Genomic DNA, 25,215 nt, shown 5'->3' with positions numbered 1-25,215 from the left:
GGCAAAGGCAATGATGATGGCAAGACCGCTTCCTTTCGAACCCCACCACAGCTCACTCACACCGATGGGGGACGGGATCGCCTGCCTGCGGCTCATCCGCTCGCGCCGGGTCGGACCGGCGACATTCCACCGGCTGCTCGCCGAACATGGCAGCGCCGAGGCGGCGCTGGCCGCCCTGCCCGAGATCGCCCGCGCCGCCGGGATCGCGGATTACGCCCCCTGCCCGCTGGCCGTGGTCCATGCCGAGCTCGAGGCTGGCCGCCGCGCCGGCGCCCGGCTGCTCACCTGGGACGACCCCGCCTATCCCGCTCTGCTGCGCGAGGTGCCCGAGGCACCGGCGGCGCTGTGGCTGCGCGGCAATCTCTCGGTGCTGGAGCGTCTGCCGGTGGCGGTGATCGGGGCCCGAAACGCATCCTCCCTGGGGTTGCGCATGGCGCGCGGCATGGCACTGGGTCTGTCGCAGGCCGGCGTTGCGGTGGTCGCGGGCCTGGCGCGCGGCATCGACACCGTCGCGCATGAGGCGTCGCTGCATGGCGGCACCATCGCCGTGATGGCCGGCGGCATCGACATGATCTATCCGGCGGAAAACGCCGCCCTGGCCGAATCGATCTGCGACACCGGCCTCTTGATGACCGAGCAGCCCCCGGGGGTCGAGCCGGTGGCGCGGCATTTCCCGGCCCGCAACCGCATCATCTCGGGCCTGTCGCGCGCCGTGGTGGTGGTCGAGGCGGCGCATCGCTCGGGCAGCCTGATCACCGCGCGCTGCGCGCTGGACCAGGGGCGCGAGGTGATGGCGGTGCCCGGTCACCCGATGGACGCCCGCGCCAGCGGCTGCAACAGCCTGATCCGCGACGGCGCGACGCTGGTGCGCAATTCGGCCGATGTGCTGGCGGCCCTGCAATCGAACGGCGCCCCGGTCGAGGCAGCCGCGCCCGCCCGGCTGCCGCAACCGGCGGCCCCGGCGGCCGAACCCGCCCGCCCCGGCATGGCCCGGACCCTGCAACCGGCTGCCGTGGCGCGCCGCCTGGCCGAAATGGGCCACGGGCTGCGCCGCCGGCCCGCGCCAGAGATCCCGCAGGCGCAGGGCGGCCCGGTCAATCTCGAGGCACGGATCCTGGCCAAGCTCGGCCCGAGCCCGACCGAGGAAAACCTGCTGATCCGCGACCTGGGCGTGCCGGCAGCGGTCATCGCCCCGGCAATCCTGGCGCTGGAACTGGCCGGGCGCGTGCAGCGCATGTCCGGCGGCCGGCTGGCCCTGCTCGGTTAGGTCCGGCCGGCGTCTGGACGGCGGCAATCCGCCGGCCGATGCGGGCTGCCTCCGATCACGTGCTTGTGGGGGAACCTCGGCATTTCACCGGGGTTTTTCCGATCATCACGCGACATTCGGAAGGGACCGACATGCGCCGCATCTTCAAGACCACAACCGCGCTTGTGGCTTGCCTGTCCATCATCACCCCGCAGCTTGCCCTGGCCCAGGACCAGCAGGCGCCGGACGGCCAGCAACAGATCCTGCCCAAGCAGAAGAAAAAGCAGGCCGAGGAAGGCCAGGCGCAACAGCCCGAACAACAGCAGCAAGAAGCCCAGCAGCAAAAGCAGCAGCCCCAGCAAAAGCCCCGCGCCGAGCGGCAGGAGCCGCCGCAGGAGCAAAAGCCCGCCCAGGCCGAGGAACAGCAGGAACCGCGCCGGCAGGTCCAGCCCCGGCAGGAACAGCCGGAGCCCGAAAGGCCCGCCGCAGGCCAGGACGCGCCGCAGCCCAGGCAGCAGCAGGCCGCCGAACCGGCTCCGGCCCCGCAGGACAAGCCCGCCGTGACGCAGGCGCAGGATCCCGTCCCCAAGCCGCCGGTGGTCGAGGCCGAGACGCCTCGGGCCAAGCCTGCCGATGCCGACCAGGCCGCCGACCGCGCCGAGCAATTGCGCGAAGACGCCCAAAAGCAACCCGGGGCCAAGCCGGACAGCGCCAAATCCGTGACCACCGCCGATCCCGCCCCCGACCCCAAACCCGACGAGCCGCGCCGCGACCAGCCTTCGGTCCAGGCCCAGCAACCGCCGGCCGAGCCCGAGGACATGCCTGACGCCGAGGCGTTGAAAGAACGGCTGGAAGCGCGCGACCAGGATCAGCCCGCCCCCGGCCAGCCTCAGCCCGGCGAGGCCGCGCAAAAGCCCGAACCGCGCCGTCAGCAGGTCGGCGGCGAGCAGCAGCGCAGCCAGGATGACCAGCAGCAGGCCGGCGACGATCAGCAGCGCCAGAAGCAGGCCGGTGACCAGCAGCGCCAGGACGATCCGCAGCAGGCCGGCCAGGATACGACCGCAGCCCCCGGCGCGGCCGAACTTGCCCGGCGCCTGCAAGAGCAGCAGCAGGATAGCCAGCCGCGCGGCCAGCAACAGGGCCAGCAGCAGGGCCAGCCCGGCCAGCCGCAACCCGGCGAGGTCCAGGCGCCCGAAGCCCGGGTGACCCCGAACGAGGTCGCCAAGCGCGCCGCCGAGAACCCGCCGCCGGTCGCCGCCACGGCGCTCGCCGCCGGTGCGCAGGAGCAGCAGCAGCAGGGTCAGGTGGACGAGGTGCAGATCACCGAGCAGAACGCCCGCCGCTCGGACCAGGATTTCGAGAACGCGATCATCCAGGGCCTGAACGGCGACCAGCAGCGCGAGGAACAGCGCCGCGAGGCCCGCAGCGACGACGATGACGACGATGACAACCTCAAGGACATCGGCAAGCTGCTGCTGGCGGGCGCCGCCGGCTTCGCGGTCGGCAAGATGCTGTCGAACGACCGCCAGGTGGCGCTGAACACCGGCGACCGCGTCGTGGTGACCCTGCCCGACGGCAGCCAGCAGGTCATCAAGGACGACAATGCGCTGCTCTACCAGCCCGGGTCGAACGTGCGGACCGAAACCTTCGACGACGGTTCGACCCGGACCACGGTGCTGCGCGAGGACGGCAGCCGCGTCGTCACCATCCGCGACGCGAACATGAACATCCTGCGCCGCACGCTGGTTCGCGCCGATGGCAGCGAGACCCGGCTGATCGACGATACCGCGGCGGAACCGGTGCGGATCTCGACCCTGCCGGCGCCGCCGCCGGTCGAGGTCAGCCGCGGCCCGCTGGACGAAGCCGCGCTGCGCGAGGCCCTGCGCCGCGAGGCCAGCGTCGACCGCCGCTTCACCTTGGGCCAGATTCGCGACATCCCCGAGGTGCGGGCGCTGGTCGCCCCCGTGAACGTGCCCGAGATCACCTTCGAGACCGGCTCCTCGGCGATCACGCCCGACCAGGCGCAGCAGCTCGCCACGCTGGGTAAGGTGATCCGCGACAGCGTCGACCAGAACCCGGCCGAGATCTATATGATCGAGGGCTATACCGATGCCGTCGGCTCGGATGCCGCCAACTTGGCCCTGTCGGACCGGCGCGCGGAATCGGTGGCGCTGGCGCTGACGGAATATTTCCAGGTGCCGCCCGAGAACATGGTGGTCCAGGGCTATGGCGAGCAGTTCCTGCTGGTGCCCAGCGACGGGCCCGAGCGCGACAACCGCCGCGTGGCCGTGCGCCGGATCACTGATCTGATGGAGCAGAACTGAGGCCTATGGTCGAAGCTGGCGACAGGCGCGGGAAACCGCGCCTGTTTTCGTCGGGCAGGTCCTGGAGCCAAGGCTTGCATTGGACCCAATCCCGCAAATGTGTGCCGCTGGCGAACCCGGGGGCTGGGAAGGCCGCGACTCACCGTGGCACAGGACAGGTCCGAGTTTTCACGCCCAAATATCCGAGGACCGGCGCGGCGGCCCATCACGCCGCCCCCCCGGGGCCTATCGGGCCAGGGCCGCGCGCAGCGAGGACAGATGCGCCGCCGGTGGCTGCGTCGGGCGATACTCCAGCCCGACCGTCGTGCAGCCCGCATCGCGGAACCGGCGCAGGATCTCGGGCGCCGGCTCGGCGCGGGCGGGGACCGATGCGGCCTGGACATGGCCGATCAGCGGCCTGTGGTGCAGCAGCGCCTTGGCCGCAGCGGGGGCGCCAAGCTCGGTCGCGACGTGGAACCAGTCGAACATCACCCGCAGGCGCGGACCGATAGAATCGGCCAGTTCCAGCGCATCGCCAAGCCGCGACAAGTGATAGCCCGGCATCGCCTGCGGGCAGAGCGGCTCGATCAGGATCAGGCGGTCGGTCGCGTCGATGGCCCGGCGCAGGTTGGCGCGATAGGTCGCGGCATCGGTCGCGCCCTTGCCCGCCAGCACATGAATCGCCGGCGCGCCGACGCATGCGGCGGCGGCATGGGCGGCGGCGAGGTCGGCCATGAAGCCGGCCTCTTGCCCCGGCAGCGCGGCACGGCCGGCCGTCTCGCCCATATGCGCGTTGATCCCGCCCATGCGCAGCCCCAGCCGGGCCAACAGCGCGGCGATGGCGGGCGCGTCCTCGCGCTGCAATTCGTCGTGGAACTCGACCCCGTCGAAGCCGGCGGCGGCGGCAGCCTCGATGCGCTGCGCGAAGGGCAGGTCGGTGAACAGAAAGCCGGTATTGGCGAAGAGCGTCATGCCCAGGCCGTTCCGGTCAGGCACGTCTGCGGACATCTCGCGCTCCTTGGGGAAACCTGCCGCGGGCTTACAGGCGCCGCAGCGGGCCGGCAAGGTCAGGCCGCGGCGCTGACTCGGACGAAGGCCGCGGCCTCGCGGACGATGGGGTCGGCCTCGGCGCCCTGGTTGATCAGCGCCACGAAGTCCTGGCGCAGCTGTGGCGACCAGTTGTCGTTGATATGGGCGGCGACCGCCTCGGCCGGCGGGCGGCCAGGCTGGTTGCGGAAGAAATCCGCCATCTGCTTGGCCATGTGGATCAGCTTCATCGTGTCGTAGTGCAAGGCTCAGGCTCCGGCAATGCGGTCGGGATGGGTGTAAAGGTCGAAGCTCGCGCCGCGGGCGCGGGCGATCAGGGTGATGCCGGCCCGTGCGGCCCAGTCCAGCGCCAGCCCGGTCGGGGCGGAGGCGCCGATCAGCACCGGGGCGCCCAGCCGCGCGGCCTTCTGCACCAGGTCGACCGACAGGCGCGAGGACATGACGATGGCGCCCTGCCCGACATCGGCGCCGGCCCGCGCCAGCGCGCCGGCCAGCTTGTCCAGCGCATTGTGCCGGCCGACATCCTCGCGCACCAGGGCGGTGCGGCCGTCCCAGAAGGCGGCGCCGTGGATCGCCGGAGTGTCGCGGCGCAGGAGCTGCCCCGCATCCAGCGCCGCCATGGCGCGGGCCACGTCCTGCGGCGGCATGCGCCAGGCCGAGGCGACCGGCACCACCTTGGGCAGCGCCGCGGCAATGCTGTCGACGCCGCACAGCCCGCAGCCGACCGGCCCGACCATGCTGCGCCGGCGCTCGGCCAGACCCGCCGCCAGGCCGGGGCGCAGCCACAGCCGCGCCTCGCGGGCGGGGAAACCGCCGGCCTCGACCTCGGCCTCTTCGAAGTCCTGCACGTCGGCCGGGCTGGCGATCAGCCCCTCGGTCAGCGCGAAGCCCAGGGCAAAGTCGCGCAGGTCGCGCGGCGTCGCCATCAGCACCGCCTGGCTCATGCCGTCGATGACCAGCGCCACCGGCACCTCTTGCGGCGCGGGCGGCGGGGCGGCGTGACGCCAGCCCGAGCCGTCCCAGCGCATGACGCCCGTCACGTCGCGCATGTCACTCGGCTGCGGTGGGCAGGATGCGGCGCGACAGTTCGGAATGGGCCTGATACTCCTCTTGCCAATCCGACGGGCCGTTCGAGGGGCTGACCTGCACCGCCGTCACCTTGAACTCGGGGCAGTTGGTGGCCCAGTCGGAATTGTCCGTCGTGACCACATTGGCCTGGGTCGTCGGGTGATGGAAGGTGGTATAGACCACCCCCGGCGCCACCCGCTCGGTGATATGCGCCCGCAGCGTGGTGTCGCCCGAGCGCGAGGCCACCCGCACCCAGTCGCCCTCGCGCACGCCGCGGTTCTCGGCGTCCGAGGGATGGATCTCCAGGATGTCCTCGGGGTGCCAGGCGACGTTGTCGGTGCGGCGCGTCTGGGCGCCGACGTTGTATTGCGACAGGATCCGCCCGGTGGTCAGCAGCAGCGGGAAGCGGGCGCCGGTGCGTTCCTCGGTCGCGACATATTCGGTGTGGATGAACTTGCCCTTGCCGCGCACGAAGCCGTCGATATGCATGACCGGCGTGCCCAGCGGCGCGGCCTCGTTGCAGGGCCATTGCACCGAGCCCTCGCGTTCCAGCAGCTCGAACGAGACGCCGGCGAAGCTGGGCGTGGTCAGGGCGATTTCCGCCATGATCTCGCGCGGGTGGGTATAGGTCCAGTTGCCGCCCATCCGGTTCGCCAGCATCTGGGTGATCTCCCAGTCCTCATAGCCGTTCTTCGGCGTCATCGCCCGGTTCACCAGGTTGATGCGGCGTTCCGCATTGGTGAAGGTGCCGTCCTTTTCCAGGAAGGAAGAACCCGGCAGGAAGACATGGGCGTAGTTCGAGGTCTCGTTCAGGAACAGGTCGTGGACGATGACGATGTCCATCGCGGACAGCGCGCTGGTGACATGGCGGGTGTCGGGGTCGGATTGCACGATGTCCTCGCCCTGGCAGTAGAGGCCGCGGAAACGGCCGGCCAGCGCCTCGTCGAACATATTCGGGATGCGCAGGCCCGGTTCCGGCGACAGCTCGACGCCCCAGGCGCGTTCATAGATCGCCCGGGTCTCGGGGTCCGAGACATGGCGGTAGCCCGGATATTCGTTCGGGAACGAGCCCATGTCGCAGGAGCCCTGCACGTTGTTCTGGCCGCGCAGCGGGTTCACGCCGGTGCCGGGCTTGCCGATATTGCCGCACATCATCGCCAGGTTGGCAATCGCCATGACCGTGGTCGAGCCCTGCGAATGCTCGGTCACGCCCAGGCCGTAATAGATGCTGGCGCGGGGTGCGGCGGCATAGGCGCGGGCGGCCTTGCGGATCAGCTCGGCCGGGACCTTGCTGAGCTTCTCGACCTCTTCCGGCGCATGTTTGGGATCCAGCACGAATTCGGCATAGTCCAGGAATTCGTCCCAGTCGCAGCGCTCGCGGATGAAGGCCTCGTCATAAAGCCGCTCGGCCACGATCACATGCGCCAGCGCGGTGACCACGGCGACATTGGTGCCCGGGCGCAGCGGCAGGTGCAGCCCCTGCCCCATATGCGGGGTCTTCAGCAGGTCGATCTCGCGCGGGTCGATGACGATCAGCGAGGCGCCCTCGCGCAGCCGCTTGCGCATGCGCGAGCCGAAGACCGGATGCGCATCGGTCGGGTTGGCGCCGATGACCAGCGCCAGGTCGGTCTCATCGACCGAATCGAAATCATGCGTCCCGGCCGAGGTGCCGAAGGCGGTCTTCAGCCCGTAGCCGGTCGGCGAATGGCAGACCCGGGCGCAGGTGTCGGTGTTGTTGTTGCGGAAGACGGCGCGCGCCAGCTTCTGCACCAGATAGGTTTCCTCATTGGTGCAGCGCGACGAGGTGATGACGCCGATGGAGTTGACGCCATGATTGGCCTGCGCCGCGCGCAGCCGGCCGGTCGCGAAATCCAGCGCCTCGTCCCAGCTGACCACCCGCCAGGGATCGGTGATCTTCTCGCGGATCATCGGCTCCAGCTTGCGTTCCTTGTGCGTGGCATAGCCCCAGGCGAAGCGGCCCTTGACGCAGCTGTGGCCGTGGTTGGCCTTGCCGTCCTTGGAGGGCACCATGCGCACCACCTCCTCGCCGCGCATATGCACGTCGAAGGAGCAGCCGACGCCGCAATAGGCGCAGGTGGTCTTGACGACATGCTCGGGCGTGCCGATCTCGATCACCTTGTTCTCGATCAGCGTCGCGGTCGGGCAGACCTGCACGCAGGCGCCGCAGCTGACGCAATCCGACGACAGGAAGCTGTCCGAGGCCATCCCGGCCGAGACACGGCTGTCGAAGCCGCGGCTTTCGATGGTCAGCGCAAAGGTGCCCTGCACCTCTTCGCAGGCGCGCACGCAGCGGTTGCAGACGATACATTTCGCCGGGTCGAAGGTGAAATAGGGGTTCGACTGGTCCTTGGGCCGCCATTCCGGGTTCGGCCCCTCGGCCGTGCGCCTGGCGAAATGGTTCTGGCCCGGCTCATAGCGCACCTCGCGCAGGCCGACGGCGCCGGCCATGTCCTGCAATTCGCAATCGCCGTTGGCGGCGCAGGTCAGGCAGTCGAGCGGGTGGTCGGAGATGTAAAGCTCCATCACCCCCTTGCGGATCTGCGCGATCTCGTCGGTCTGGGTATGAACCACCATGCCCTCGCCCACCGGCGTCGTGCAAGAGGCGGGCGTGCCGCGCATGCCGTCGATCTGCACCACGCAAAGCCGGCACGAGCCGAAGGCGGTCAGGTGGTCGGTGGCGCAAAGCTTCGGCACCGAGATCCCCGCCACGGCGGCGGCGCGCATGACGCTGGTGCCGGCGGGAACGCTGACGGGAATGCCGTCCACGGTCAGGTTGACGATGACATCCGACTTGACCGCCGGCGTGCCCATGTCGCGGTCGGGAATGATGAAGTCCTTCATTCTGCGGCCTCCCGGTAGGTGTTGGCGGGTCGGGGTGCGCCCCGTCCGCTGAAATCGTCAGGGAAATGGGTCAGGGCGGACATCACCGGGAAGGGCGCAAAGCCCCCCAGCGCGCAAAGCGAGCCCCATTTCATCGTGTTGCACAGGTCCTTCAGGATCGGAATGCCGTCCTGGTCGCCCTGGGCGATGCGGTCGATGGTCTCGACCCCCCGGACCGAGCCGATGCGGCAGGGCGTGCATTTCCCGCAGCTTTCGACGGCGCAGAACTCCATGGCGAAGCGCGCCAGCTTCAGCATGTCGGCACTGTCGTCGAAGACGCTGATGCCGGCATGGCCCAGAAGCGCGTCCTTGGCGCCCAGTTCCTCGTAGCCGAAGGGCACGTCGAAATTCCAGTGCGGGACATAGGCGCCCAGCGGCCCGCCGACCTGCGCCGCCTTGACCGGCCGGCCCGAGGCGGTGCCGCCGCCGATCTCGTTGATGATATGGCCCAGCGTCATGCCGAAGGCGGCCTCGAACAGCCCGCCGTATTTCACATTGCCGGCGATCTGGATCGGGATCGTGCCCTTGGACCGCCCGATGCCCAGCTTGGCATATTCCGCGCCGCCATGCGCCAGGATCCACGGCACCGAGGCCAGCGAGATGACGTTGTTGACCACCGTCGGCCGGCCCAGGAAACCCTCCAGCGCCGGGATCGGCGGCTTGGCCCGCACCACGCCGCGCTTGCCTTCCAGGCTGTTGAGCAGGCTGGTCTCCTCGCCGCAGACATAGGCGCCGGCGCCGGTGCGCACCTCCATGTCATAGGCATGGGCCGAGCCCAGCACCGACTGGCCCAGGATGCCGGCCTGCCGGGCCTTGCCGATCGCGGCCTCCATGTTGCGGATCGCGTCGGGATATTCGCTGCGGATATAGACATAGCCCTGGACGGCGCCGACGGCGATGCCGGCGATGGCCATGCCCTCGATCAGCACCAGGGGATCGCCCTCCATCAGCATGCGGTCGGCGAAACTGCCCGAGTCGCCCTCGTCCGCGTTGCAGACGATGTATTTGCGCGGCGCCTGCGCGCCGGCCACGGTCTTCCACTTGATGCCGGTCGGGAAACCGGCGCCGCCGCGGCCGCGCAGACCGGATTCGCTCACCTCGGCGACCACGGCCTCGGGCCCGATCTCGATGGCGCGGCGCAGGCCGGCCAGCCCGCCATGCGCCTGATATTCCTCGACCGAGAACGGGTCGATGACGCCGACGCGGGCAAAGACCAGCCGCTGCTGCGCCTTCATCCAGGGCAGTTCCTCGACCGGCCCCAGGGCCAGCGGATGTTCGGCGCCGCTGCGCAGCGCCTCGACCAGCCCGGGCACGTCGCCCGCCTCGACCGGACCATAACCGTAGCGCAGGCCGTCGCGCTCGACCTCGACCAGCGGCTCCAGCCAGATCATGCCGCGGGTGCCGTTGCGGGTGACGGTGAAATCCCCGGCCAGCGCGGCGGCCACCTCATCGGCGCCCAGGGCCTTGGCGGCCGCGTCCAAAGGAACCCAGACCCTCATGCGCCCGCTCCCATTCCCGCTTCCGCGACCAGTCGCTGCACCTTCTCGACCGTGGCCCGGCCCAGCAGCCGCTCGCCCATCTGCGCCGAGGGCGCACAGGCGCAAAGGCCCAGGCAGAACACCGGCTCCAGCGTCAGCCGGCCGTCCGGCGTGGTCTGGTGAAAGTCGATGCCCAGGGCCGCGCGCACCCGGTCGGCCAACTCGTCCGCGCCCATGGACTGGCAGGCCTCGGCCCGGCACAGCCGCAGCACATGCCGCCCCGAGGGGTGATCCCGGAAATCGTGATAGAAGCTGACGACGCCATAGACCTCGGCCCGGGTCATCCCCAGCGCCGCGGCGATCACCGGCTGCGCCTCTTCGGGCACATAGCCCCATTCCGCCTGAATGTCGTGCAGGATGGGCAGCAAGGGCCCCTCGCGGCCGGCATGGGCGGCGATGATGGCGTCAAGGCGCAAAAGGAAGTCAGCGTCACTGGCTGGCGAGGTCATGGCTAGGTCGATCCGGGCTCATACATTTAGCCCAGATTAGGCGTCCACGATAGCCATAACAATCGTGATGTGCCGTTTATTGATTGAAAACTTCAATCGATGGGCGGGATATCCGCCCCGCCCTGCTGGCGCCCGACCAGCCGCAGCAAGGCCTCGACCAGGGGCGGATGCGGCTCGCGCCGGGCGACGACCAGCCCGACCATATGGCCCTGGCCGTCAAGGTCGCGCGCCACCACCCCCTCGGGCAGCGGCAGGCCGCGCGCCAGCGCCCGCGGCAGGATCGCCGCCCAGTCGCCGGTCGCGACATGCGCGAGAATCGCCAGCATCGAGGTCGATTCGACCCGCGGCATGGCATCCGCCCCCGCCTCCAGCAGGTGCCGGGTGACGATGCGGCGGTTCTGCATGTCCGGGGTCAGCAGGCACAAGGGCCGGGTCGCGGCCTCGGACCATTCGGCGGGGCCGGCGGCGGTGCTGAGATCGATCAGGCAATAGGTCTCGCGATACAGCGGCAGGCTCTGCACCCGGCCCAGCGGCTCGCTGTCCAGATAGGTCACGCCCGCGTCCAGCTCCAGCGCCTCGATCTGGTCGCGGATCTCGTCCGAACTGCGCGACAGGATCGAGACCCCGGCGCTGGGATGGCGCTTCAGGAACGGCCCGGTCAGCTCGGCGATGCGCGGCATGGCGGTCGGAATGACGCCGATGCGCAGCCGCCCCGAGACGCCCTTGCGGCTGGCCTGCATCTCGGCCTGCATGGCGCGGGCATCGCCGACGATGCGCCGCGCCCAGCCCAGCACCCGCTCGCCCTCGGGCGTCAGCCCCTGGAAACGCGAGCCGCGCCGCACCAGCTGCACGCCCAGCTGCTCCTCCAGCGCCCGCATGGCCGAGGACAGCGTCGGCTGGGTGATGCCCAGCGATTCGGCGGCGCGGCCGAAATGCTTCTCGCGCGCCAGCGCCATGAACATGGAAAGCTTGTCGATCACCGAGCCGCCCTCCCGTTCTTTCTTGTCCAAATATCCCGGGGGTCCGGGGGCAGCGCCCCCGGCGCCGCCGGATCAGACGATCTCGACCGCGTATTTCTCGATCACGGTATTGGCGAGCAGCCCCTCGCACATGCGCGCGACCTCGGCGCGGGCCGCCTCGGCATCGACCGAAGCCAGGTCAAGCTCGATCACCTTGCCCTGCCGCACGCCCGAGACGCCGGCAAAGCCCAGGCCGCCCAGCGCGTGCCGGATCGCCTCGCCCTGCGGGTCCAGAACGCCGTCCTTCAGCATGATGGTCACACGGGCTTTCAGCGGGGCGGTCATGGTGGCGGTCCTTCAGTTGATGAGCGTGGGCTTGGTCAGCGAGGTGGTGTTGGCGGGCATCAGGCCCAGCCGGCGCGCCACCTCGGTATAGGCGTCGGTCAGGTTGCCCAGGTCGCGGCGGAACACGTCCTTGTCCAGCTTCTGGCCGGTCTTGACGTCCCACAGCCGGCAGCTGTCCGGGCTGATCTCGTCGGCGACGATCAGGCGCATGAAATCGCCGTCCCAGATCCGGCCGATCTCGATCTTGAAGTCGATCAGCTTGATGCCGGCACCGAAGAACACGCCCGACAGGAAATCGTTCACCCGCAGCGCCAGCGACACGATGTCGTCCAGGTCCTGCTGGCTGGCCCAGCCGAAGGCGATGATGTATTCCTCGCTGACGAAGGGGTCGCCCAGTTCGTCGTTCTTGAAGCTGTATTCGACGATCGGGCGCGGCAGGGGCGTGCCCTCCTCCATGCCCAGACGCTTGGCGATGGAACCGGCGGCGAAGTTCCGCACGATCACTTCCAGCGGGATGATCTCGACCTGGCGCACCAGCTGCTCGCGCATGTTGATGCGGCGGATGAAGTGGTTCGGCACGCCGATATTCGTCAGCCCGGTCATGAAGAATTCGGACAGGCGGTTGTTCAGCACGCCCTTGCCTTCGATGGTCGCCTTCTTCTGGGCGTTGAAGGCGGTGGCGTCATCCTTGAAATACTGGATCAGGGTGCCCGGCTCGGTGCCCTCGTACAGGATCTTGGCCTTGCCTTCGTAGATTTTCTTGCGCCTTGGTGCCATGCTGCGCTTCTCCCGTCCGCAAGGTGACATTCTTTAATGGCGCTATAGGCCAGAAACGGGGTCAGGGGCAATACGGGCTTGCGATGCGCGGGCTTTAGGGCTCATATCGGGATCAATATTCAAGCAGAGGCCGCCATGACCACCTTTGACGACCGCGAACGCGCGCAAGAGGCGAAATTCGCCCGCGACGAGGAACTGAACTTCAAGGCCGAGGCGCGCCGCAACCGCCTGCTCGGCGAATGGGCGGCGGGGCTCCTGGGCAAGACCGGCGACGACGCCCGCGCCTATGCGCTGACCATCGTCAGCTCGGATTTCGACGAGCCGGGCGACGAGGACGTCTATCGCAAGCTCAGCGCCGACCTGGCCGGCAAGGTGGACGAACAGACCATCCGCAGCCAGATGGTCGCGCTGCGCGCCACCGCGCGCAACCAGATCGTCGACGAAAGCTGATCCGCCGCAAGCGGGACGCCCCCATGAAGAAACTCCCCGCCGAGCGGGGAGTTTTGCGTTTCAGGCCCGCGATCTCAGGCCGCCAACCCGCCATGCGGGTCCAGCACGTATTTCCTGGCCACGCCGGCATCGAAACTTTCATAGCCCGCCACCGCCTGGTCCAGCGGGATGATCGTCGCATTGACGATATCGGCGATGGGCAGCCGGTCGTGCAGGATCGCCTGCATCAGCTGGCGGTTGTATTTCAGCACCGGGGTCTGGCCGGTATGCAGCGACTGCGCCTTGGCCCAGCCCAGCCCGAAGCGCATCGACAGGCTGCCATGCTTGGCGGCATTGTCGACCGCGCCCGGATCCTCGGTGACGTAAAGCCCCGGGATGCCGATCTGGCCGGCGGCGCGGGTGATCTCCATCATCTGGTTCAGCACGATGGCCGGCTGTTCGCCGCCCGAGTGGCCGCGCGCCTCGAAGCCCACGGCGTCGATGGCCGAATCGACCTCGGGGGTGCCGGTGATCTCGGCGATCATGTCGCCCAGCCGGTCGGATTTCGACAGATCCACCGGCTCGAACCCGACCTTGCGGGCATGTTCGAGCCGCTCCTTGTTGAAGTCGCCGATCATCACCACGGCCGCGCCCAGGATGCGGGCCGAGGCCGCCGCGGCAAGGCCCACCGGGCCGGCGCCCGCGACATAGACCACCGAGCCGACGCCGACGCCGGCCTTGACCGCACCGTGGAAGCCGGTGGGCAGGATGTCCGACAGCATGGTCAGGTCGCGGATCTTCGACATGGCGCGGTCGCGGTCGGGGAATTTCAGCAGGTTGAAATCGGCATAGGGCACCATGACATAGCGCGCCTGGCCGCCGATCCAGCCGCCCATGTCGACATAGCCATAGGCGCCGCCGGCCCGCGCCGGGTTCACCGTCAGGCAGACGCCGGTGTCGCCCTCGCGGCAGCAGCGGCAGCGGCCGCAGGCGACGTTGAACGGCACCGAGACGATGTCGCCGATCTCCAGCATCTCGACATCGGCGCCCTTCTCGATCACCTCGCCGGTGATCTCATGGCCCAGCACCAGGCCCGGCTCGGCGGTGGTGCGGCCGCGCACCATGTGCTGGTCCGAGCCGCAGATATTGGTCGAGACCACCTTCAGGATCACGCCATGCGGCGCCTTGCGCCCGTCGGGGGATTGCAGTTTCGGGTCGGCGATGTCCTGCACCTCGACCTTGCCGGGGCCGATATAGACCACGCCTCTGTTGCTGCTCATGCGCTCTCTCCTCCATGATCGTCTGCGGCGCGTGGCCCTCCCGGCCGCGCGCGTCAGCCCCGTGCCGCGCCAAGCGCGGCTCTCATGCCGATCCTAATCCAGGAAGCGGCGCAAAATGCGCCGATTGCGACATGCGGGGCGACGATCAAGACATCCCGCGCGCCGATCAGCCGCCCTGCGGCATCAGGAAATGCCCGGTCGCCTGGGCGAAAAGCTTCTGGCGATGGTCCTGCCAGCCCTCGACATGCACGCTGGCATAGCGCCGACCGGACCGCACCACCCGCGCCCGGGCATAGGCGTCGCGCGGCAGGCCCGAGCGCAGGTAATCCACGGTGAAGTCGATGGTCTTGGGCAGGCGCGGCAGGCTTTCGGGCACGGCGGCATCGGGGGCGATGCGGCCCTGCTCCATGTCCTCCCAGATCTGGGTCCAGGTCAGCTCGACGATGGCCGCCACCTCCAGGAAGGCCGCCGTCACCCCGCCATGGATCGCCGGCAGCATCGGATTGCCGATCAGCTTCTCGTCAAAGGGCAAGACGGCGGTCAGCTCGTCGCCGCGCCGGTCGAAGCTGATGCCCAGCCAGCGGATATAGGGCACGCTGCCCACCAGCGCGTTCAGCGCATTGTTGCGGCGCGACTTGATCGCCGACAGCGGCTCGTTGCGGCCCGCCATCTCAGCGCTCCACCGTGAAGGCGCCGGTGGCCGAGGCGACCGGGCGGCTGTCGTCGTCGTCCATCGCCACCGCGCGCACGAAGGCGACCGACCGGGTAAGGTGATAGCAACTCGCCTTGGCGCGGATGGTCTGGCCGGGCACGGCGGGGCGCATGTAGTCGATGCGCAGGTCGATGGTCGCGGTCGAGCGCGCGCCGGTCGGATGCGCCATCACCGCCGCCCCGCAGCAGGTGTCCATCAGGGCCGAGATCACCCCGCCATGGATCACGCCGCTGCGCGGATCGCCGACCAGGTCCTCGCGCCAGGGCAGCGAGATCTCGGCCCCCTCCTCGGACAGCATGTCGAAGCGCATCCCCAGCGCACGCGCATGCGGGATCACCTCGATGAACTGGCGCGCGATGCGGCGGCGCTGTTCGGACAGGTCGGACGGGGCTTCCTCGGTCATGCGGCTGGGTTCTCCTGCTGGTTGGCGGAATGGTAACAGCCCCTGCCCGGCTGGCAAGCCCGCCCGCCAGACCGGCACGACCGACCAAAGGTTGAGTTTGCGCCCGGCCCGCGATAGGCTCGCCCCCGATGCGCGCCCGCGGCGAGGTTCACGCGATGACCGGTAACGAATACATTGGCTTCAAGGAAATGTGTGCGCGTTTCGACGTGACGCCGCGCACGCTGCGGTATTACGAATACATCGAATTGCTCAGCCCCCGGAAAGAGGGCCGCTCGCGCTTCTACGGCCCGCGCGAGATCGCGCGGATGAAGCTGATCCTGCGCGGCCGCCGCTTCGGCTTCTCGCTCGAGGACATCCGGCAATGGCTGCTGATCTATGGCGAAAAGGGCACGCGCGAACAGTATCGGGTCTGGATCGAACTGGCCGACCGCCAGCTCGACGTGCTGGCCCAGCAGCGCCAGGAACTGGAAGCCGCCATCGCCGACCTGCGCGACCTGCGCGACGAGACCGAGGCGCTGCTGTCGCGGATGGAGGCCGAGCCCCGCGACGGCTGAGGGATGGCCTGACGCCACGTCGGGGCTTACGTGAACGTAAACTTCGCCTATATTCCATCCCGAGACCAACGGCTGGGGAAAGGAGGCAGCGGCATGGGCGATGCGTTGATGACCATCCGGCAGATGTGCGACGCCTTCGAGGTGACGCCGCGCACGCTGCGCTTCTATGAGGCGCGCGAGCTGCTGTTTCCGCAGCGCAACGGCCAGCACCGGCTTTATGGCCGCACCGACCGGGCGCGGCTGAAGCTGATCCTGCGCGGCAAGCGCTTCGGCTTCTCGCTGGAACAGATCCGGCAGCTGCTGGAGCTCTATGACCCGGCCGAGCGCAACATTACCCAGACCGAGGCCACCCTGGCCACCGCGCGCGAGCGGCTGGCCGACATGGAACGCCAGCACCAGGAACTGGGCATCGCGCTTTCCGAGCTGCGCGACCAGATCGCCCAGGGCGAGACCTGGCTGCAAAACCTGAAATCCGGCGCCTGACCCGGCGCCAACCCTTTGGGAGGACCGATGACCACCTATGCCGCCCCCATCCGCGACATGCAATTCGTGCTGCACGACGTGCTGCGGATCTCGCAGCAGGACTTGCCCGGTCATGGCGATCTGGACCGCGAATTCACCGAAGCCGTGCTGGCCGCCGCCGGCAAGCTGGCCGCCGAGGTGCTGGCGCCGCTGAACCCGGTCGGCGACCGCCAGGGCTGCCGGCTGGAAAATGGCGTGGTGCGCACGCCCGAGGGCTTCAGGGCCGGTTTCGAGCGCATGCGCGAAGGCGGCTGGACCGCGCTGGACTGCGACCCCGAATTCGGCGGCCAGGGCATGCCCTATGTGATCGGCCTGGCGGCGGGCGAGATGTTCTCGGCCGCGAACATGGCCTTCACCATGTATCAGGGCCTGACCCATGGCGCCTATTCGGCGATCCACGCCCATGGCAGCGACGAACAGAAGGCGACCTACCTGCCGAAGATGGTCAGCTGCGAATGGACCGGCACCATGAACCTGACCGAGCCGCATGCCGGCACCGACCTGGGTCTGCTGCGCACCAAGGCCGAGCCGCAGGAGGACGGCAGCTACCGCATCACCGGGCAGAAGATCTTTATCTCGGCCGGCGACCACGACATGGCGCAGAACGTCATCCACCTGGTGCTGGCCAAGGCGCCCGGCGGCGGCGAGGGCACCAAGGGCATCTCGCTCTTCATCGTGCCGAAATTCCTGATGAACGAGGACGGGACCTTGGGCGAACGCAACGCGGTCTCGGTCGGGAACCTGGAAGAAAAGATGGGCATTCACGGCAATGCCACCTGCGTGATGAATTACGACGGCGCCAGGGGCTGGCTGCTGGGCGAGCTGCACAAGGGCATGCGCGCCATGTTCACCATGATGAACGAGGCCCGCGTCGGCGTCGGGTTGCAAGGCTATGCCGTGGCCGAGGCGGCCTATCAGAACGCTGCCGCCTATGCCCGCGACCGGCTGCAGGGCCGGGCGGTGACCGGCGACGCCAACCCCTCGGGCCCGGCCGATCCGCTGATCGTGCATCCCGACATCCGCCGCAACCTGATGGACCAGAAGAGCTTCCTGGAAGGCGCGCGCGCGCTGGCCTTCTGGGGCGCGCATCTGATCGACCGCGCGCATCTGGCGCAGGACAAGCAGGCGGACGACCTGGTGTCGCTGCTGACGCCGGTGATCAAGGGCTTCCTGACCGACAAGGGCTTCGAGACGGCGGTGCAGGCGCAGCAGGTCTTCGGCGGCCACGGCTACATCGAGGAACAGGGCATGTCGCAGTTCGTCCGCGACGCCCGCATCGCCATGATCTACGAGGGCGCGAACGGCGTGCAGGCGCTGGACCTCGTCGGCCGCAAGCTCGCGGCCGAGGGCGGCAAGCCGATCATGGCCTTCTTCGAGATGGTGAAAGCCGAGATCAAGGCGCAGGAAGCCGACGAAACGCTGCGGGTCCAGTTCTGCGAGCCGCTGAAGGCGGCCTCGAAGGACCTGCAATCGGCGGCGATGTTCTTCATGGAACAGGGCATGAAGAACCCGAACGCGGCGCTGGCCGGCTCCTATGACTTCATGCACCTGTTCGGCCATGTGGCGCTGGGGCTGATGTGGACCCGCATGGCCGCCGCGTCGCGCAAGGCGCTGGAGGAAGGCACGCAGGACGCCGCGTTCCACGAAACCAAGCTGGCCACCGGCCGCTACTACATGGCGCGGCAATTGCCGGCGACCGCGATGCATCTCGCCCGCATCCGCTCGGGCGCCGAGCCGGTGATGGCGCTGGATGCGGCGCGGTTTTGAAACGGGCAAAAGGGGGCGCCTGGCGGCGGGGTCGCATGGGTATTTGGACAACGAAGAAACCGACAGGTTGCGCCCCGGCCACCCCCGCTGTTCAGGCGGGACAGGTTTTCGCCAGATGACCGGGGCGGCTTCTCCGTTGGCGGTCATCGGCTCCCCAGCCTGTACCGCGATTCGCACCTTGACCGGGAAAAGTTAAGATCGGGTTGAGGCGCTTCTTCGTTGTAAAATACCCGATGCGACGGCGACGCCCGGCGCCACCATGAAGAAAGGAAGAACAGCGTGCCAGCCCAGCTTCATTGTTTCGGAGAATCCGGCCACTCCTACAAGGTGGCGCTGATGATGCAGCTGACCGGCTATCCCTGGCAGCCGGTCTTCGTGGATTTCTTCGGCGGCGCCACGCGCAGCCCGGAATACCAGGCGCTGAACGAAATGGCCGAGGCGCCGGTCTTCATCGAAGACGGCCGTAGCCTGACGCAATCCGGCGTCATCCTGCTGCATCTGGCCGAGAAGACCGGCCGCTTCGCCGAGGGCGACCGGGACGAGATCCTGCGCTGGCTGTTCTGGGACAATCACAAGGGCTCGGCGCAATTCGGCGCCTTGCGTTTCCTGATGAACTTCCTGCCGCCCGAGAAACGCCCGGCCGAGGTGATCGGCTGGATGCAGGGGCGCTGCAAGGCGGCTCTCAAGACCCTGGATCGGCATCTGAAGGGCCGCGACTGGCTGGTGGCCGACGCACCCAGCATCGCCGACCTGTCCTGTTGCAGCTATCTGTTTTACCCCGAGCCTTTCGGCTTCGACCGCGCCGAATGGCCGCATATCGACGCTTGGCTCGGCCGCATCCAGGCCCTGCCTGGCTGGAAACACCCCTATGACCTGATGCCCGGCAGCCCCGCCGACCGGGCCGCGAAGGAGGACGCATGACCGACGCCTATATCTACGATGCCGCCCGTACGCCGCGCGGCAAGGGCCGCGCCGATGGCAGCCTGCATGAAGTCACCTCGGTCGCGCTCTCGGCCCGGCTGCTCGACGCGATCAATGAGCGCAACGGGCTCGAGGGTCCTGCGGTCGAGGACGTGATCTGGGGCAATGTCACCCAGGTCAAGGAACAGGGCGGCTGCCTCGCACGCTCGGCCGTGCTGGAAAGCGGGCTGGACGAGAGCATCCCGGGCCTCTCGATCAACCGCTTCTGCGCCTCGGGCATGGAGGCGGTGAATCTGGCCGCGAACCAGGTCAAGGCCGGGGCCGGCCAGGCCTATATCGCCGGCGGGGTCGAGATGATGGGCCGCGTGCCGATGGGCAGCGACGGCGCCGCCATCGCCGTCGATCCCAGCCTGACCTTCAAGACCTATTTCGTGCCGCAGGGCATCAGCGCCGACATCATCGCCACCGAATACGGCTTTACCCGCGACGATGCCGACCGGCTGGCGGTTGAATCCCAGCGCCGCGCCGCCCAGGCCTGGCAGGAAAACCGCTTTGCCAGGTCCATCGTTCCGGTCAAGGACCAGAACGGGTTGGTGATCCTCGATCGCGACGAATACCTGCGCCCAGGCACCACGATGGAGGATCTGGCCAAGCTCCGGCCCGCCTTCAAGGAGATGGGCGAGACCATGCCCGGCTTCGACAAGGTGGCGATGCTGAAATACCCGCATCTGGACCATATCGAGCACATCCACCACGCCGGCAACAGCTCGGGCATCGTCGACGGCGCCGCCGCGGTGCTGATCGGCAATGCGGAATTCGGCAAGGCGCATGGGCTCAAGCCCCGCGCCCGCATCCGCGCCACCGCCAAGATCGGCACCGACCCGACGATCATGCTGACCGGCCCGGTGCCGGTAACGGAAAAGATCCTGCGCGACAGCGGCATGGCGATCAGCGACATCGACCTCTTCGAGGTGAACGAGGCCTTTGCCTCGGTCGTCTTGCGCTTCATGCAGGCCTTCCAGGTCGATCCCGGGGTCGTCAACGTCAATGGCGGCGCCATCGCCCTGGGGCACCCGCTGGGCGCGACCGGCGCCATCATCATCGGCACGCTGCTGGACGAGTTGGAGCGGCAGGACAAGACCGTGGGCCTCGCCACGCTCTGCATCGCGTCCGGCATGGGCGCGGCCACCATCATCGAGCGCGTCTGAGCGGAGGGGAAGATGACCGATTTCACCATGGATAAAGGCGCCGATGGCGTCGCCATCATCACCTGGGACGTGCCCGGCAAGTCGATGAACGTGCTGTCGCTGGACGGCGCGGCCGAGCTGAACGGGCTGATCGACGACGCGCTGGCCGATACGGCCGTGAAGGGCGTGGTCATCACCAGCGGCAAGAAGGATTTCGCCGCCGGCATGGACCTGAACGTCATCGCCGGCATGAAGCAGGGCGGCGCCCAGGCGGTCTTCGACGGGGTGATGACGCTGCATCGCCTGCTGCGCAAGATCGAGCTGGCCGGCATGGATCCTAAGACCAAGAAGGGCGGCAAGCCCATCGCGGCCGCCCTGCCCGGCACCGCGCTGGGGATCGGGCTGGAGCTGCCCTTGGCCACGCATCGCATCTTCGCCGCCGAGAACCCCAAGGCGAAGATCGGCCTGCCCGAGATCATGGTCGGCATCTTTCCCGGCGCCGGCGGCACCACCCGGCTGGTGCGCAAGCTGGGCGCCATGGGCGCGGCGCCCTTCCTGCTGGAAGGCAAGCTCAGCGACCCGGCCAAGGCAAAATCCGCCGGCCTGATCGATGAGGTGGTGGCCGATCCCCTGCAAGCCGCCCGCGACTGGGTGCTGAAGGCCGGCGATGCCGACCTGGTGAAGCCCTGGGACGCCAAGGGCTACAAGATGCCGGGCGGCGAGCCCTATCACCCGGCCGGCTTCATGACCTTCGTCGGTGCCAGCGCCATGGTGCATGGCAAGACGCTGGGCGTCTATCCGGCCGCCAAGGCCCTGCTGAGCGCCGTCTATGAAGGCGCCATGGTGCCCTTCGACACGGCGCTGAAGATCGAGGCGCGCTGGTTCACCAACGTGCTGATGAACCCCTCCAGCACGGCGATGATCCGCAGCCTGTTCATCAACAAGGAGGCGCTGGAGAAAGGCGCGAACCGCCCCGAGGCGCCGGACCAGACGGTCAGGAAACTCGGCATCCTCGGCGCCGGCATGATGGGCGCCGGCATCGCCTATGTCTCGGCCATGGCCGGGATCGAGGTGGTGCTGATCGACTCGACGCAAGAGGCGGCGGAGCGCGGCAAGTCCTACTCGACCGGCCTGCTCGACAAGGCGATCAGCCGCCGCAAATCCACCGAGGAGAAGAAGGCCGAGGTGCTGGCCCGCATCACCCCCACCACCGATTACGCCGCGCTGCAAGGCTGCGACCTGGTGGTCGAGGCGGTGTTCGAGGACCCCGCCGTCAAGGCCGAGGTGACGAAACGCGCCGAGGCGGTGCTTCCGCAGGACGCGATCTTCGCCACCAACACCTCGACCCTGCCGATCAGCGACTTGGCCCGCGCCAGCGCCCGGCCCGACCAGTTCATCGGCATCCACTTCTTCAGCCCGGTGGACAAGATGCTGCTGGTCGAGATCATCAAGGGCAAACAGACCGGCCCGCGCGCCGTGGCCAAGGCGCTGGACTTCGTGCGCCAGATCCGCAAGACCCCCATCGTGGTCAACGACGCGCGCTTCTTCTACGCCAACCGCTGCATCATCCCCTATATCAACGAGGGCATCCGCATGGTGGCCGAAGGGGTCAGCCCGACGCTGATCGAGAACGCGGCCAAGATGATGGGCATGCCGCTGGGACCGCTGCAGCTGGTGGACGAGACTTCGATCGACCTTGGCGTCAAGATCGCCAAGGCGACGCGCGCGGCCATGGGCGCGGCCTACCCGGACGATGCGGTGGATGCGGTAATCTTCAAGCTCGCCGACCAGGGGCGGCTGGGCCGCAAGACCAAGGCCGGCTTCTACGACTATGACGAGGCCGGCAAGCGCCAGGGCTTCTGGTCCGGCCTTGCGACCGAATGGCCCGAAGCCGAGACCCAGCCCGAGCTGACCGAGATCCAGCACCGGCTGATGTTCGCGCAATCGCTCGAGGCCGTTCGCGCGCTGCAGGAAGGCGTGCTCGAGGACATCCGCGAGGGCGATGTGGGCGCCATCCTCGGCTGGGGCTTCGCGCCCTGGTCGGGCGGCCCCTTCGGCTGGCTCGACATGCTGGGCGCCCCGCGTGCGGTCGAGATCGCCGAAAACCTCACCGAGAAGTTCGGCCCGCGCTTCACCCCGCCGCAGCTTCTGAAGGACATGGCGGCAAAGGGCGAAAGCTTCTACGGCAAGACCGCCCGCAAGGCGGCCTGAACCGGAACCACCGGACAAGGCCGCCAGCCTCGGCCTTGTCCGAAACGTCGCATGGGTATTTGAACAACAAAGAAGGCGCATGAGACGCGCGCCTTCTCCGCTTCAGGCTTTCTTCGTTGTCCAAATACCCATGCTGCCCGCGCCACGGGCGGCTAGATCAGCCCTTCGCTCCGAAAGGCGGCCAGCAGATCGGTTTCAGGCCGGGCGCCGACATGCGAGATCACCTCGGCCGCCGCGATGCAGCCCATGCGGCCCGCGACGGCCAGCGGCACACCGCGCGCCAGGCCGTGGATCAGCCCGGCGGCGAACTGGTCCCCGGCGCCGGTGGCATCGATCGGCACCACGCGATGCACCGGCGCCGTCACCCGTTCCTCGCCCCGGATCAGGATGGCGTCCTCGCCCGAGCGGGTGCAGATCACCGTGCTGCAATCGGCCTGCGCAAGGGTCAGCGCCTGCTCCAGATCCTCGACCTGGTAAAGCGATTGCCATTCATGGACATTGCCGATGACATAGTCCATCGGCCCGGCGACCAGCCTGCGGAAACCCTCGCGGTGGCGGTCGACGCAGAACGGGTCCGACAGCGCGATCCCCGCCTGGCCGCCCGCGGCGTGGCAGGCCTCGGCCGCCTTCAGGAAGGCGGCCTTGCCCTCGGGCTTGTCGAAGAGATAACCTTCGAGGAACAGCCAGTCGCAGCCGCTGAAGGTGGCGGGGTTGACGTCCTCGGGGCCGATCTCGCCGGAAATCCCCAGATAGGTGTTCATCGAGCGCTCGCCGTCCGGCGTCACGAAGATGATCGAGCGCGAGGTCGGCGCGACCGGGCCCGCGACCGGCGGGTTGACGAAGACCGTGCCCGCCGCCTCGGTCTGCTCGGCATAGGACAGGCCCAGGGGGTCGCCCGCCACCTTGCCGATGAAGGCCGTGCGCAGCCCCATCATCCCCAGCCCCGCCAGCGTATTCGCCACCGAGCCGCCCGGCACCAGCCGCGCCTTGCCGGCCTGCGGATCGGCCGATTGCGCCGCCATCAGGAACTCGGACCGCTCGCGGTCGATCAGCTGCATGATGCCGCGCTGCACCCCCAGCCGCGCCAGCGTGGCCTCCGAGGTCGGCGCGATCACGTCCATCACGGCATTGCCGATGCCGATCACATAGGGGGTGGTCATTCGGTCTTCTCCTCATAGGGGCAGAGGTCTTCGATGGGGCAGATCTTGCAGCGCGGGCGGCGCGCCTGGCAGATATAGCGGCCATGCAGGATCAGCCAGTGATGCGCATTCTGCTGGAAGGGGACGGGAACATTGTCCTCGATGGCGCGTTCGACCGCCTCGACGTCGCGGCCCGGCGCGATGCGGGTGCGGTTGCCGACGCGGAAGATATGGGTGTCGACCGCCTGGGCCGGGAAGTCGAAGACGCTGTTCAGCACCACGTTCGCCGTCTTGCGGCCGACGCCCGGCAGGGTCATCAGCGCGGCGCGCGATTGCGGCACCTCTCCGCCGTAGTCCTCGACCAGGATGCGCGACAGGGCGATGACGTTCCTGGCTTTCTGGCGGTAAAGACCGATGGTCTTGATCTGCTCGGTCAGCGCGTCCAGGCCCAGCTCCAGCATCTGCTGCGGTGTCGAGATCCTGGCGAACAGCGCCTTGGTCGCCTTGTTCACCCCCACGTCGGTCGCCTGCGCCGACAGCGCCACCGCGACCAGCAGGGTGAAGGCATTGGTGTATTCCAGCTCGGTCACCGGATGCGGGTTCGCCTCGCGGAAGCGCGAGAAGATCGCCACCTGCGCCGCATAGGGCAAGGCCGGGGGGGTGCGAAGGGATGCGCTGCGTGCCATGGCCTCCAGATGCCCCGCCCCGCCGTGAAGCGCAAGCATTGCGGCATGGATTCCCGGCCGTTGCGCGCTAATCTGGCGGCACGGACAGAAGCGAGGTTGCCATGACCCGGACGTTGTTTTCCCCCGCCGCCCCCGCCAGCGGGTTGCGTATCGCCCTTGCCACCCGGCCCGTCGGGAATGCAGAGGTGCTGTGCCTGGGCCGCTTCGAGACGCCGCTCGGCACCGTGGTGGCGCTGGGTACCGGCGGCGCGCTTCGGGGTCTGGGCTTTGCCGGCGAGATGGCGCCCGAGGCGGTGCTGGCCGACCTGATGGCGCGCTGGCCCGGCGCCCGCGCGGTCGAGGCGCCCGAGGCGCTGGCCCCTGCCATCACCGCCCTGCTCTCGGACAGCGGCGAGATCACCGTCGCGCTTTCCGGCACCGACTTCCAGCTGGCGGTCTGGCGCGCGCTGGCCGAAGTGCCGGCTGGCCAGGTCATCAGCTATGCCGTGCTGGCCGAGCGCATCGGCCGGCCGCGGGCGCTGCGGGCGGTCGGCACGGCGGTGGGGCAGAACCCGGTCAGCTGGGCCATCCCCTGCCACCGCGTCACCCGCACCGACGGCAGCATCGGCGGCTATCACTGGGGCGAGGCGGTCAAGCGCGCCCTGCTGGCCCGCGAAGGCGCGAGCATCGCGCCGCGCGCCATCGCCGCATTGTGACGCCGGGGCGCCGGATTTCTTCGCCTTTCTGTAGCCTTGGCCGGGAACTCATGCCATGGTCGCGGTGTTTGGGCTC

The 25,215-nt window shown here is 68.7% G+C and carries 25 protein-coding genes; 10 read left to right on the top strand and 15 right to left on the bottom strand.

Translation table 11 applies throughout. The features are described from left to right. Positions 1–64: 64 nt before the first annotated feature. On the top strand, positions 65–1,267 hold the full coding sequence (gene dprA / locus PARN5_RS0110855; protein ID WP_017999799.1) for a DNA-processing protein DprA: 1,203 nt from the start codon (positions 65–67) through the stop codon (positions 1,265–1,267). On the opposite strand, the gene PARN5_RS24860 is transcribed toward dprA, so the two are convergent. Then, complete coding sequence (locus PARN5_RS24860) at positions 1,264–2,418, bottom strand: hypothetical protein (RefSeq protein ID WP_232419336.1); 1,155 nt, start codon at positions 2,416–2,418, stop codon at positions 1,264–1,266. The genes dprA and PARN5_RS24860 overlap by 4 nt on opposite strands. A 30-nt stretch (positions 2,419–2,448) precedes the next feature. On the opposite strand from PARN5_RS24860, the gene PARN5_RS24855 reads away from it, so the two are divergent. Beyond that, a complete protein-coding gene (locus PARN5_RS24855) occupies positions 2,449–3,570 on the top strand; it encodes an OmpA family protein (protein ID WP_232419334.1) in 1,122 nt (373 codons plus the stop codon). 225 nt (positions 3,571–3,795) lie between these two features. Here PARN5_RS24855 and PARN5_RS0110845 read toward each other — a convergent pair whose 3' ends face one another. From PARN5_RS0110845 to purC, 9 genes are all read right to left on the bottom strand, one after another. After that, positions 3,796–4,557: a TIM barrel protein gene (locus PARN5_RS0110845; RefSeq protein ID WP_232419332.1), complete on the bottom strand. Its 762-nt coding sequence runs from the start codon at positions 4,555–4,557 to the stop codon at positions 3,796–3,798. Between the two features lie 59 nt (positions 4,558–4,616). Further along, positions 4,617–4,841, bottom strand: coding sequence for a formate dehydrogenase subunit delta (locus PARN5_RS0110840; protein WP_026155346.1), 225 nt, complete (start codon positions 4,839–4,841; stop codon positions 4,617–4,619). 3 nt (positions 4,842–4,844) lie between these two features. After that, a complete protein-coding gene (gene fdhD / locus PARN5_RS0110835; protein ID WP_017999795.1) occupies positions 4,845–5,645 on the bottom strand; it encodes a formate dehydrogenase accessory sulfurtransferase FdhD in 801 nt (266 codons plus the stop codon). Between the two features lies 1 nt (position 5,646). Next, positions 5,647–8,526, bottom strand: a complete 2,880-nt coding sequence (gene fdhF / locus PARN5_RS0110830) for a formate dehydrogenase subunit alpha (RefSeq protein ID WP_017999794.1) — start codon at positions 8,524–8,526, stop codon at positions 5,647–5,649. Next, a complete protein-coding gene (locus PARN5_RS0110825; protein WP_026155345.1) occupies positions 8,523–10,064 on the bottom strand; it encodes a formate dehydrogenase beta subunit in 1,542 nt (513 codons plus the stop codon). Before PARN5_RS0110825 ends, fdhF begins: the two co-directional genes overlap by 4 nt. Next, complete coding sequence (locus tag PARN5_RS0110820; protein WP_051070985.1) at positions 10,061–10,552, bottom strand: formate dehydrogenase subunit gamma; 492 nt, start codon at positions 10,550–10,552, stop codon at positions 10,061–10,063. Before PARN5_RS0110820 ends, PARN5_RS0110825 begins: the two co-directional genes overlap by 4 nt. 92 nt (positions 10,553–10,644) lie before the next feature. Beyond that, complete coding sequence (locus tag PARN5_RS0110815; protein ID WP_036744863.1) at positions 10,645–11,532, bottom strand: LysR family transcriptional regulator; 888 nt, start codon at positions 11,530–11,532, stop codon at positions 10,645–10,647. A 72-nt stretch (positions 11,533–11,604) separates the two neighbouring features. Beyond that, a complete protein-coding gene (gene purS, locus PARN5_RS0110810; protein ID WP_026155344.1) occupies positions 11,605–11,844 on the bottom strand; it encodes a phosphoribosylformylglycinamidine synthase subunit PurS in 240 nt (79 codons plus the stop codon). Between the two features lie 24 nt (positions 11,845–11,868). After that, positions 11,869–12,633 (bottom strand): phosphoribosylaminoimidazolesuccinocarboxamide synthase, encoded by a 765-nt coding sequence (purC, locus tag PARN5_RS0110805; RefSeq protein ID WP_017999789.1) that lies wholly within the window; start codon positions 12,631–12,633, stop codon positions 11,869–11,871. Between the two features lie 135 nt (positions 12,634–12,768). Here purC and PARN5_RS0110800 point away from each other — a divergent pair, with 135 nt between their 5' ends. Beyond that, on the top strand, positions 12,769–13,083 hold the full coding sequence (locus PARN5_RS0110800; protein WP_017999788.1) for a DUF1476 domain-containing protein: 315 nt from the start codon (positions 12,769–12,771) through the stop codon (positions 13,081–13,083). 74 nt (positions 13,084–13,157) lie between these two features. Here the strand turns inward: PARN5_RS0110800 and fdhA are convergent, their stop codons facing one another. The 3 genes from fdhA to PARN5_RS0110785 all read right to left on the bottom strand — a co-directional run bounded on the left by fdhA (position 13,158) and on the right by PARN5_RS0110785 (position 15,457). Beyond that, positions 13,158–14,342, bottom strand: coding sequence for a formaldehyde dehydrogenase, glutathione-independent (gene fdhA / locus PARN5_RS0110795; RefSeq protein WP_017999787.1), 1,185 nt, complete (start codon positions 14,340–14,342; stop codon positions 13,158–13,160). Positions 14,343–14,508: 166 nt separating this feature from the next. Next, the gene (locus PARN5_RS0110790; RefSeq protein WP_017999786.1) at positions 14,509–15,012 is read right to left on the bottom strand and encodes a PaaI family thioesterase; all 504 of its coding nucleotides are present in this window, start codon (positions 15,010–15,012) and stop codon (positions 14,509–14,511) included. 1 nt (position 15,013) lies between these two features. After that, entirely contained in the window at positions 15,014–15,457 is a 444-nt protein-coding gene (locus tag PARN5_RS0110785) for a PaaI family thioesterase (RefSeq protein WP_017999785.1), read from the bottom strand. A 155-nt stretch (positions 15,458–15,612) separates the two neighbouring features. On the opposite strand from PARN5_RS0110785, the gene PARN5_RS0110780 reads away from it, so the two are divergent. From PARN5_RS0110780 to PARN5_RS0110755, 6 genes are all read left to right on the top strand, one after another. After that, positions 15,613–16,011 carry a MerR family DNA-binding transcriptional regulator gene (locus PARN5_RS0110780; RefSeq protein WP_026155342.1) on the top strand — a complete coding sequence of 133 codons (399 nt, stop codon included), beginning with the start codon at positions 15,613–15,615 and terminating at the stop codon, positions 16,009–16,011. A 93-nt stretch (positions 16,012–16,104) separates the two neighbouring features. Further along, a complete protein-coding gene (locus PARN5_RS0110775; protein ID WP_017999783.1) occupies positions 16,105–16,494 on the top strand; it encodes a MerR family DNA-binding transcriptional regulator in 390 nt (129 codons plus the stop codon). Between the two features lie 27 nt (positions 16,495–16,521). Beyond that, positions 16,522–18,300: an acyl-CoA dehydrogenase C-terminal domain-containing protein gene (locus PARN5_RS0110770; protein ID WP_017999782.1), complete on the top strand. Its 1,779-nt coding sequence runs from the start codon at positions 16,522–16,524 to the stop codon at positions 18,298–18,300. 279 nt (positions 18,301–18,579) lie between these two features. Further along, a complete protein-coding gene (locus PARN5_RS0110765; protein ID WP_026155341.1) occupies positions 18,580–19,221 on the top strand; it encodes a glutathione S-transferase in 642 nt (213 codons plus the stop codon). After that, on the top strand, positions 19,218–20,429 hold the full coding sequence (locus tag PARN5_RS0110760) for an acetyl-CoA C-acetyltransferase (RefSeq protein ID WP_017999780.1): 1,212 nt from the start codon (positions 19,218–19,220) through the stop codon (positions 20,427–20,429). The genes PARN5_RS0110765 and PARN5_RS0110760 overlap by 4 nt, the downstream gene beginning before the upstream one ends. A 12-nt stretch (positions 20,430–20,441) precedes the next feature. Then, positions 20,442–22,619, top strand: a complete 2,178-nt coding sequence (locus PARN5_RS0110755) for a 3-hydroxyacyl-CoA dehydrogenase NAD-binding domain-containing protein (protein WP_017999779.1) — start codon at positions 20,442–20,444, stop codon at positions 22,617–22,619. Positions 22,620–22,771: 152 nt separating this feature from the next. Here the strand turns inward: PARN5_RS0110755 and PARN5_RS0110750 are convergent, their stop codons facing one another. Together PARN5_RS0110750 and nth are read right to left on the bottom strand one after the other, a co-directional pair. Continuing rightward, positions 22,772–23,779, bottom strand: coding sequence for an adenosine kinase (locus tag PARN5_RS0110750; RefSeq protein ID WP_017999778.1), 1,008 nt, complete (start codon positions 23,777–23,779; stop codon positions 22,772–22,774). After that, positions 23,776–24,444, bottom strand: coding sequence for an endonuclease III (gene nth / locus PARN5_RS0110745; RefSeq protein ID WP_051071018.1), 669 nt, complete (start codon positions 24,442–24,444; stop codon positions 23,776–23,778). Before nth ends, PARN5_RS0110750 begins: the two co-directional genes overlap by 4 nt. Before the next feature lie 101 nt (positions 24,445–24,545). On the opposite strand from nth, the gene PARN5_RS0110740 reads away from it, so the two are divergent. After that, positions 24,546–25,139, top strand: a complete 594-nt coding sequence (locus tag PARN5_RS0110740; protein WP_026155339.1) for a methylated-DNA--[protein]-cysteine S-methyltransferase — start codon at positions 24,546–24,548, stop codon at positions 25,137–25,139. Positions 25,140–25,215: the final 76 nt, after the last annotated feature.

The organism is Paracoccus sp. N5, assembly GCF_000371965.1.
In the GTDB taxonomy this organism is placed as follows: domain Bacteria; phylum Pseudomonadota; class Alphaproteobacteria; order Rhodobacterales; family Rhodobacteraceae; genus Paracoccus.
This window is presented reverse-complemented; position numbering and strand designations above follow the sequence as displayed.

Coding starts and splice junctions, on each gene's coding strand:
- PARN5_RS0110740 (WP_026155339.1), top strand. CDS start 24,546: ATGACCCGGACGTTGTTTTCCCCCGCCGCCCCCGCCAGCGGGTTGCGT.
- PARN5_RS0110780 (WP_026155342.1), top strand. CDS start 15,613: ATGACCGGTAACGAATACATTGGCTTCAAGGAAATGTGTGCGCGTTTC.
- fdhA (WP_017999787.1), bottom strand. CDS start 14,342: ATGAGCAGCAACAGAGGCGTGGTCTATATCGGCCCCGGCAAGGTCGAG.
- PARN5_RS0110785 (WP_017999785.1), bottom strand. CDS start 15,457: ATGACCGAGGAAGCCCCGTCCGACCTGTCCGAACAGCGCCGCCGCATC.
- PARN5_RS0110825 (WP_026155345.1), bottom strand. CDS start 10,064: ATGAGGGTCTGGGTTCCTTTGGACGCGGCCGCCAAGGCCCTGGGCGCC.
- PARN5_RS0110755 (WP_017999779.1), top strand. CDS start 20,442: ATGACCGATTTCACCATGGATAAAGGCGCCGATGGCGTCGCCATCATC.
- PARN5_RS0110845 (WP_232419332.1), bottom strand. CDS start 4,557: ATGTCCGCAGACGTGCCTGACCGGAACGGCCTGGGCATGACGCTCTTC.
- fdhD (WP_017999795.1), bottom strand. CDS start 5,645: ATGCGCGACGTGACGGGCGTCATGCGCTGGGACGGCTCGGGCTGGCGT.
- PARN5_RS0110750 (WP_017999778.1), bottom strand. CDS start 23,779: ATGACCACCCCCTATGTGATCGGCATCGGCAATGCCGTGATGGACGTG.
- PARN5_RS0110760 (WP_017999780.1), top strand. CDS start 19,218: ATGACCGACGCCTATATCTACGATGCCGCCCGTACGCCGCGCGGCAAG.
- PARN5_RS0110790 (WP_017999786.1), bottom strand. CDS start 15,012: ATGGCGGGCCGCAACGAGCCGCTGTCGGCGATCAAGTCGCGCCGCAAC.
- nth (WP_051071018.1), bottom strand. CDS start 24,444: ATGGCACGCAGCGCATCCCTTCGCACCCCCCCGGCCTTGCCCTATGCG.
- PARN5_RS0110770 (WP_017999782.1), top strand. CDS start 16,522: ATGACCACCTATGCCGCCCCCATCCGCGACATGCAATTCGTGCTGCAC.
- PARN5_RS0110800 (WP_017999788.1), top strand. CDS start 12,769: ATGACCACCTTTGACGACCGCGAACGCGCGCAAGAGGCGAAATTCGCC.
- dprA (WP_017999799.1), top strand. CDS start 65: ATGGGGGACGGGATCGCCTGCCTGCGGCTCATCCGCTCGCGCCGGGTC.
- fdhF (WP_017999794.1), bottom strand. CDS start 8,526: ATGAAGGACTTCATCATTCCCGACCGCGACATGGGCACGCCGGCGGTC.
- PARN5_RS0110820 (WP_051070985.1), bottom strand. CDS start 10,552: ATGACCTCGCCAGCCAGTGACGCTGACTTCCTTTTGCGCCTTGACGCC.
- purC (WP_017999789.1), bottom strand. CDS start 12,633: ATGGCACCAAGGCGCAAGAAAATCTACGAAGGCAAGGCCAAGATCCTG.
- PARN5_RS0110775 (WP_017999783.1), top strand. CDS start 16,105: ATGGGCGATGCGTTGATGACCATCCGGCAGATGTGCGACGCCTTCGAG.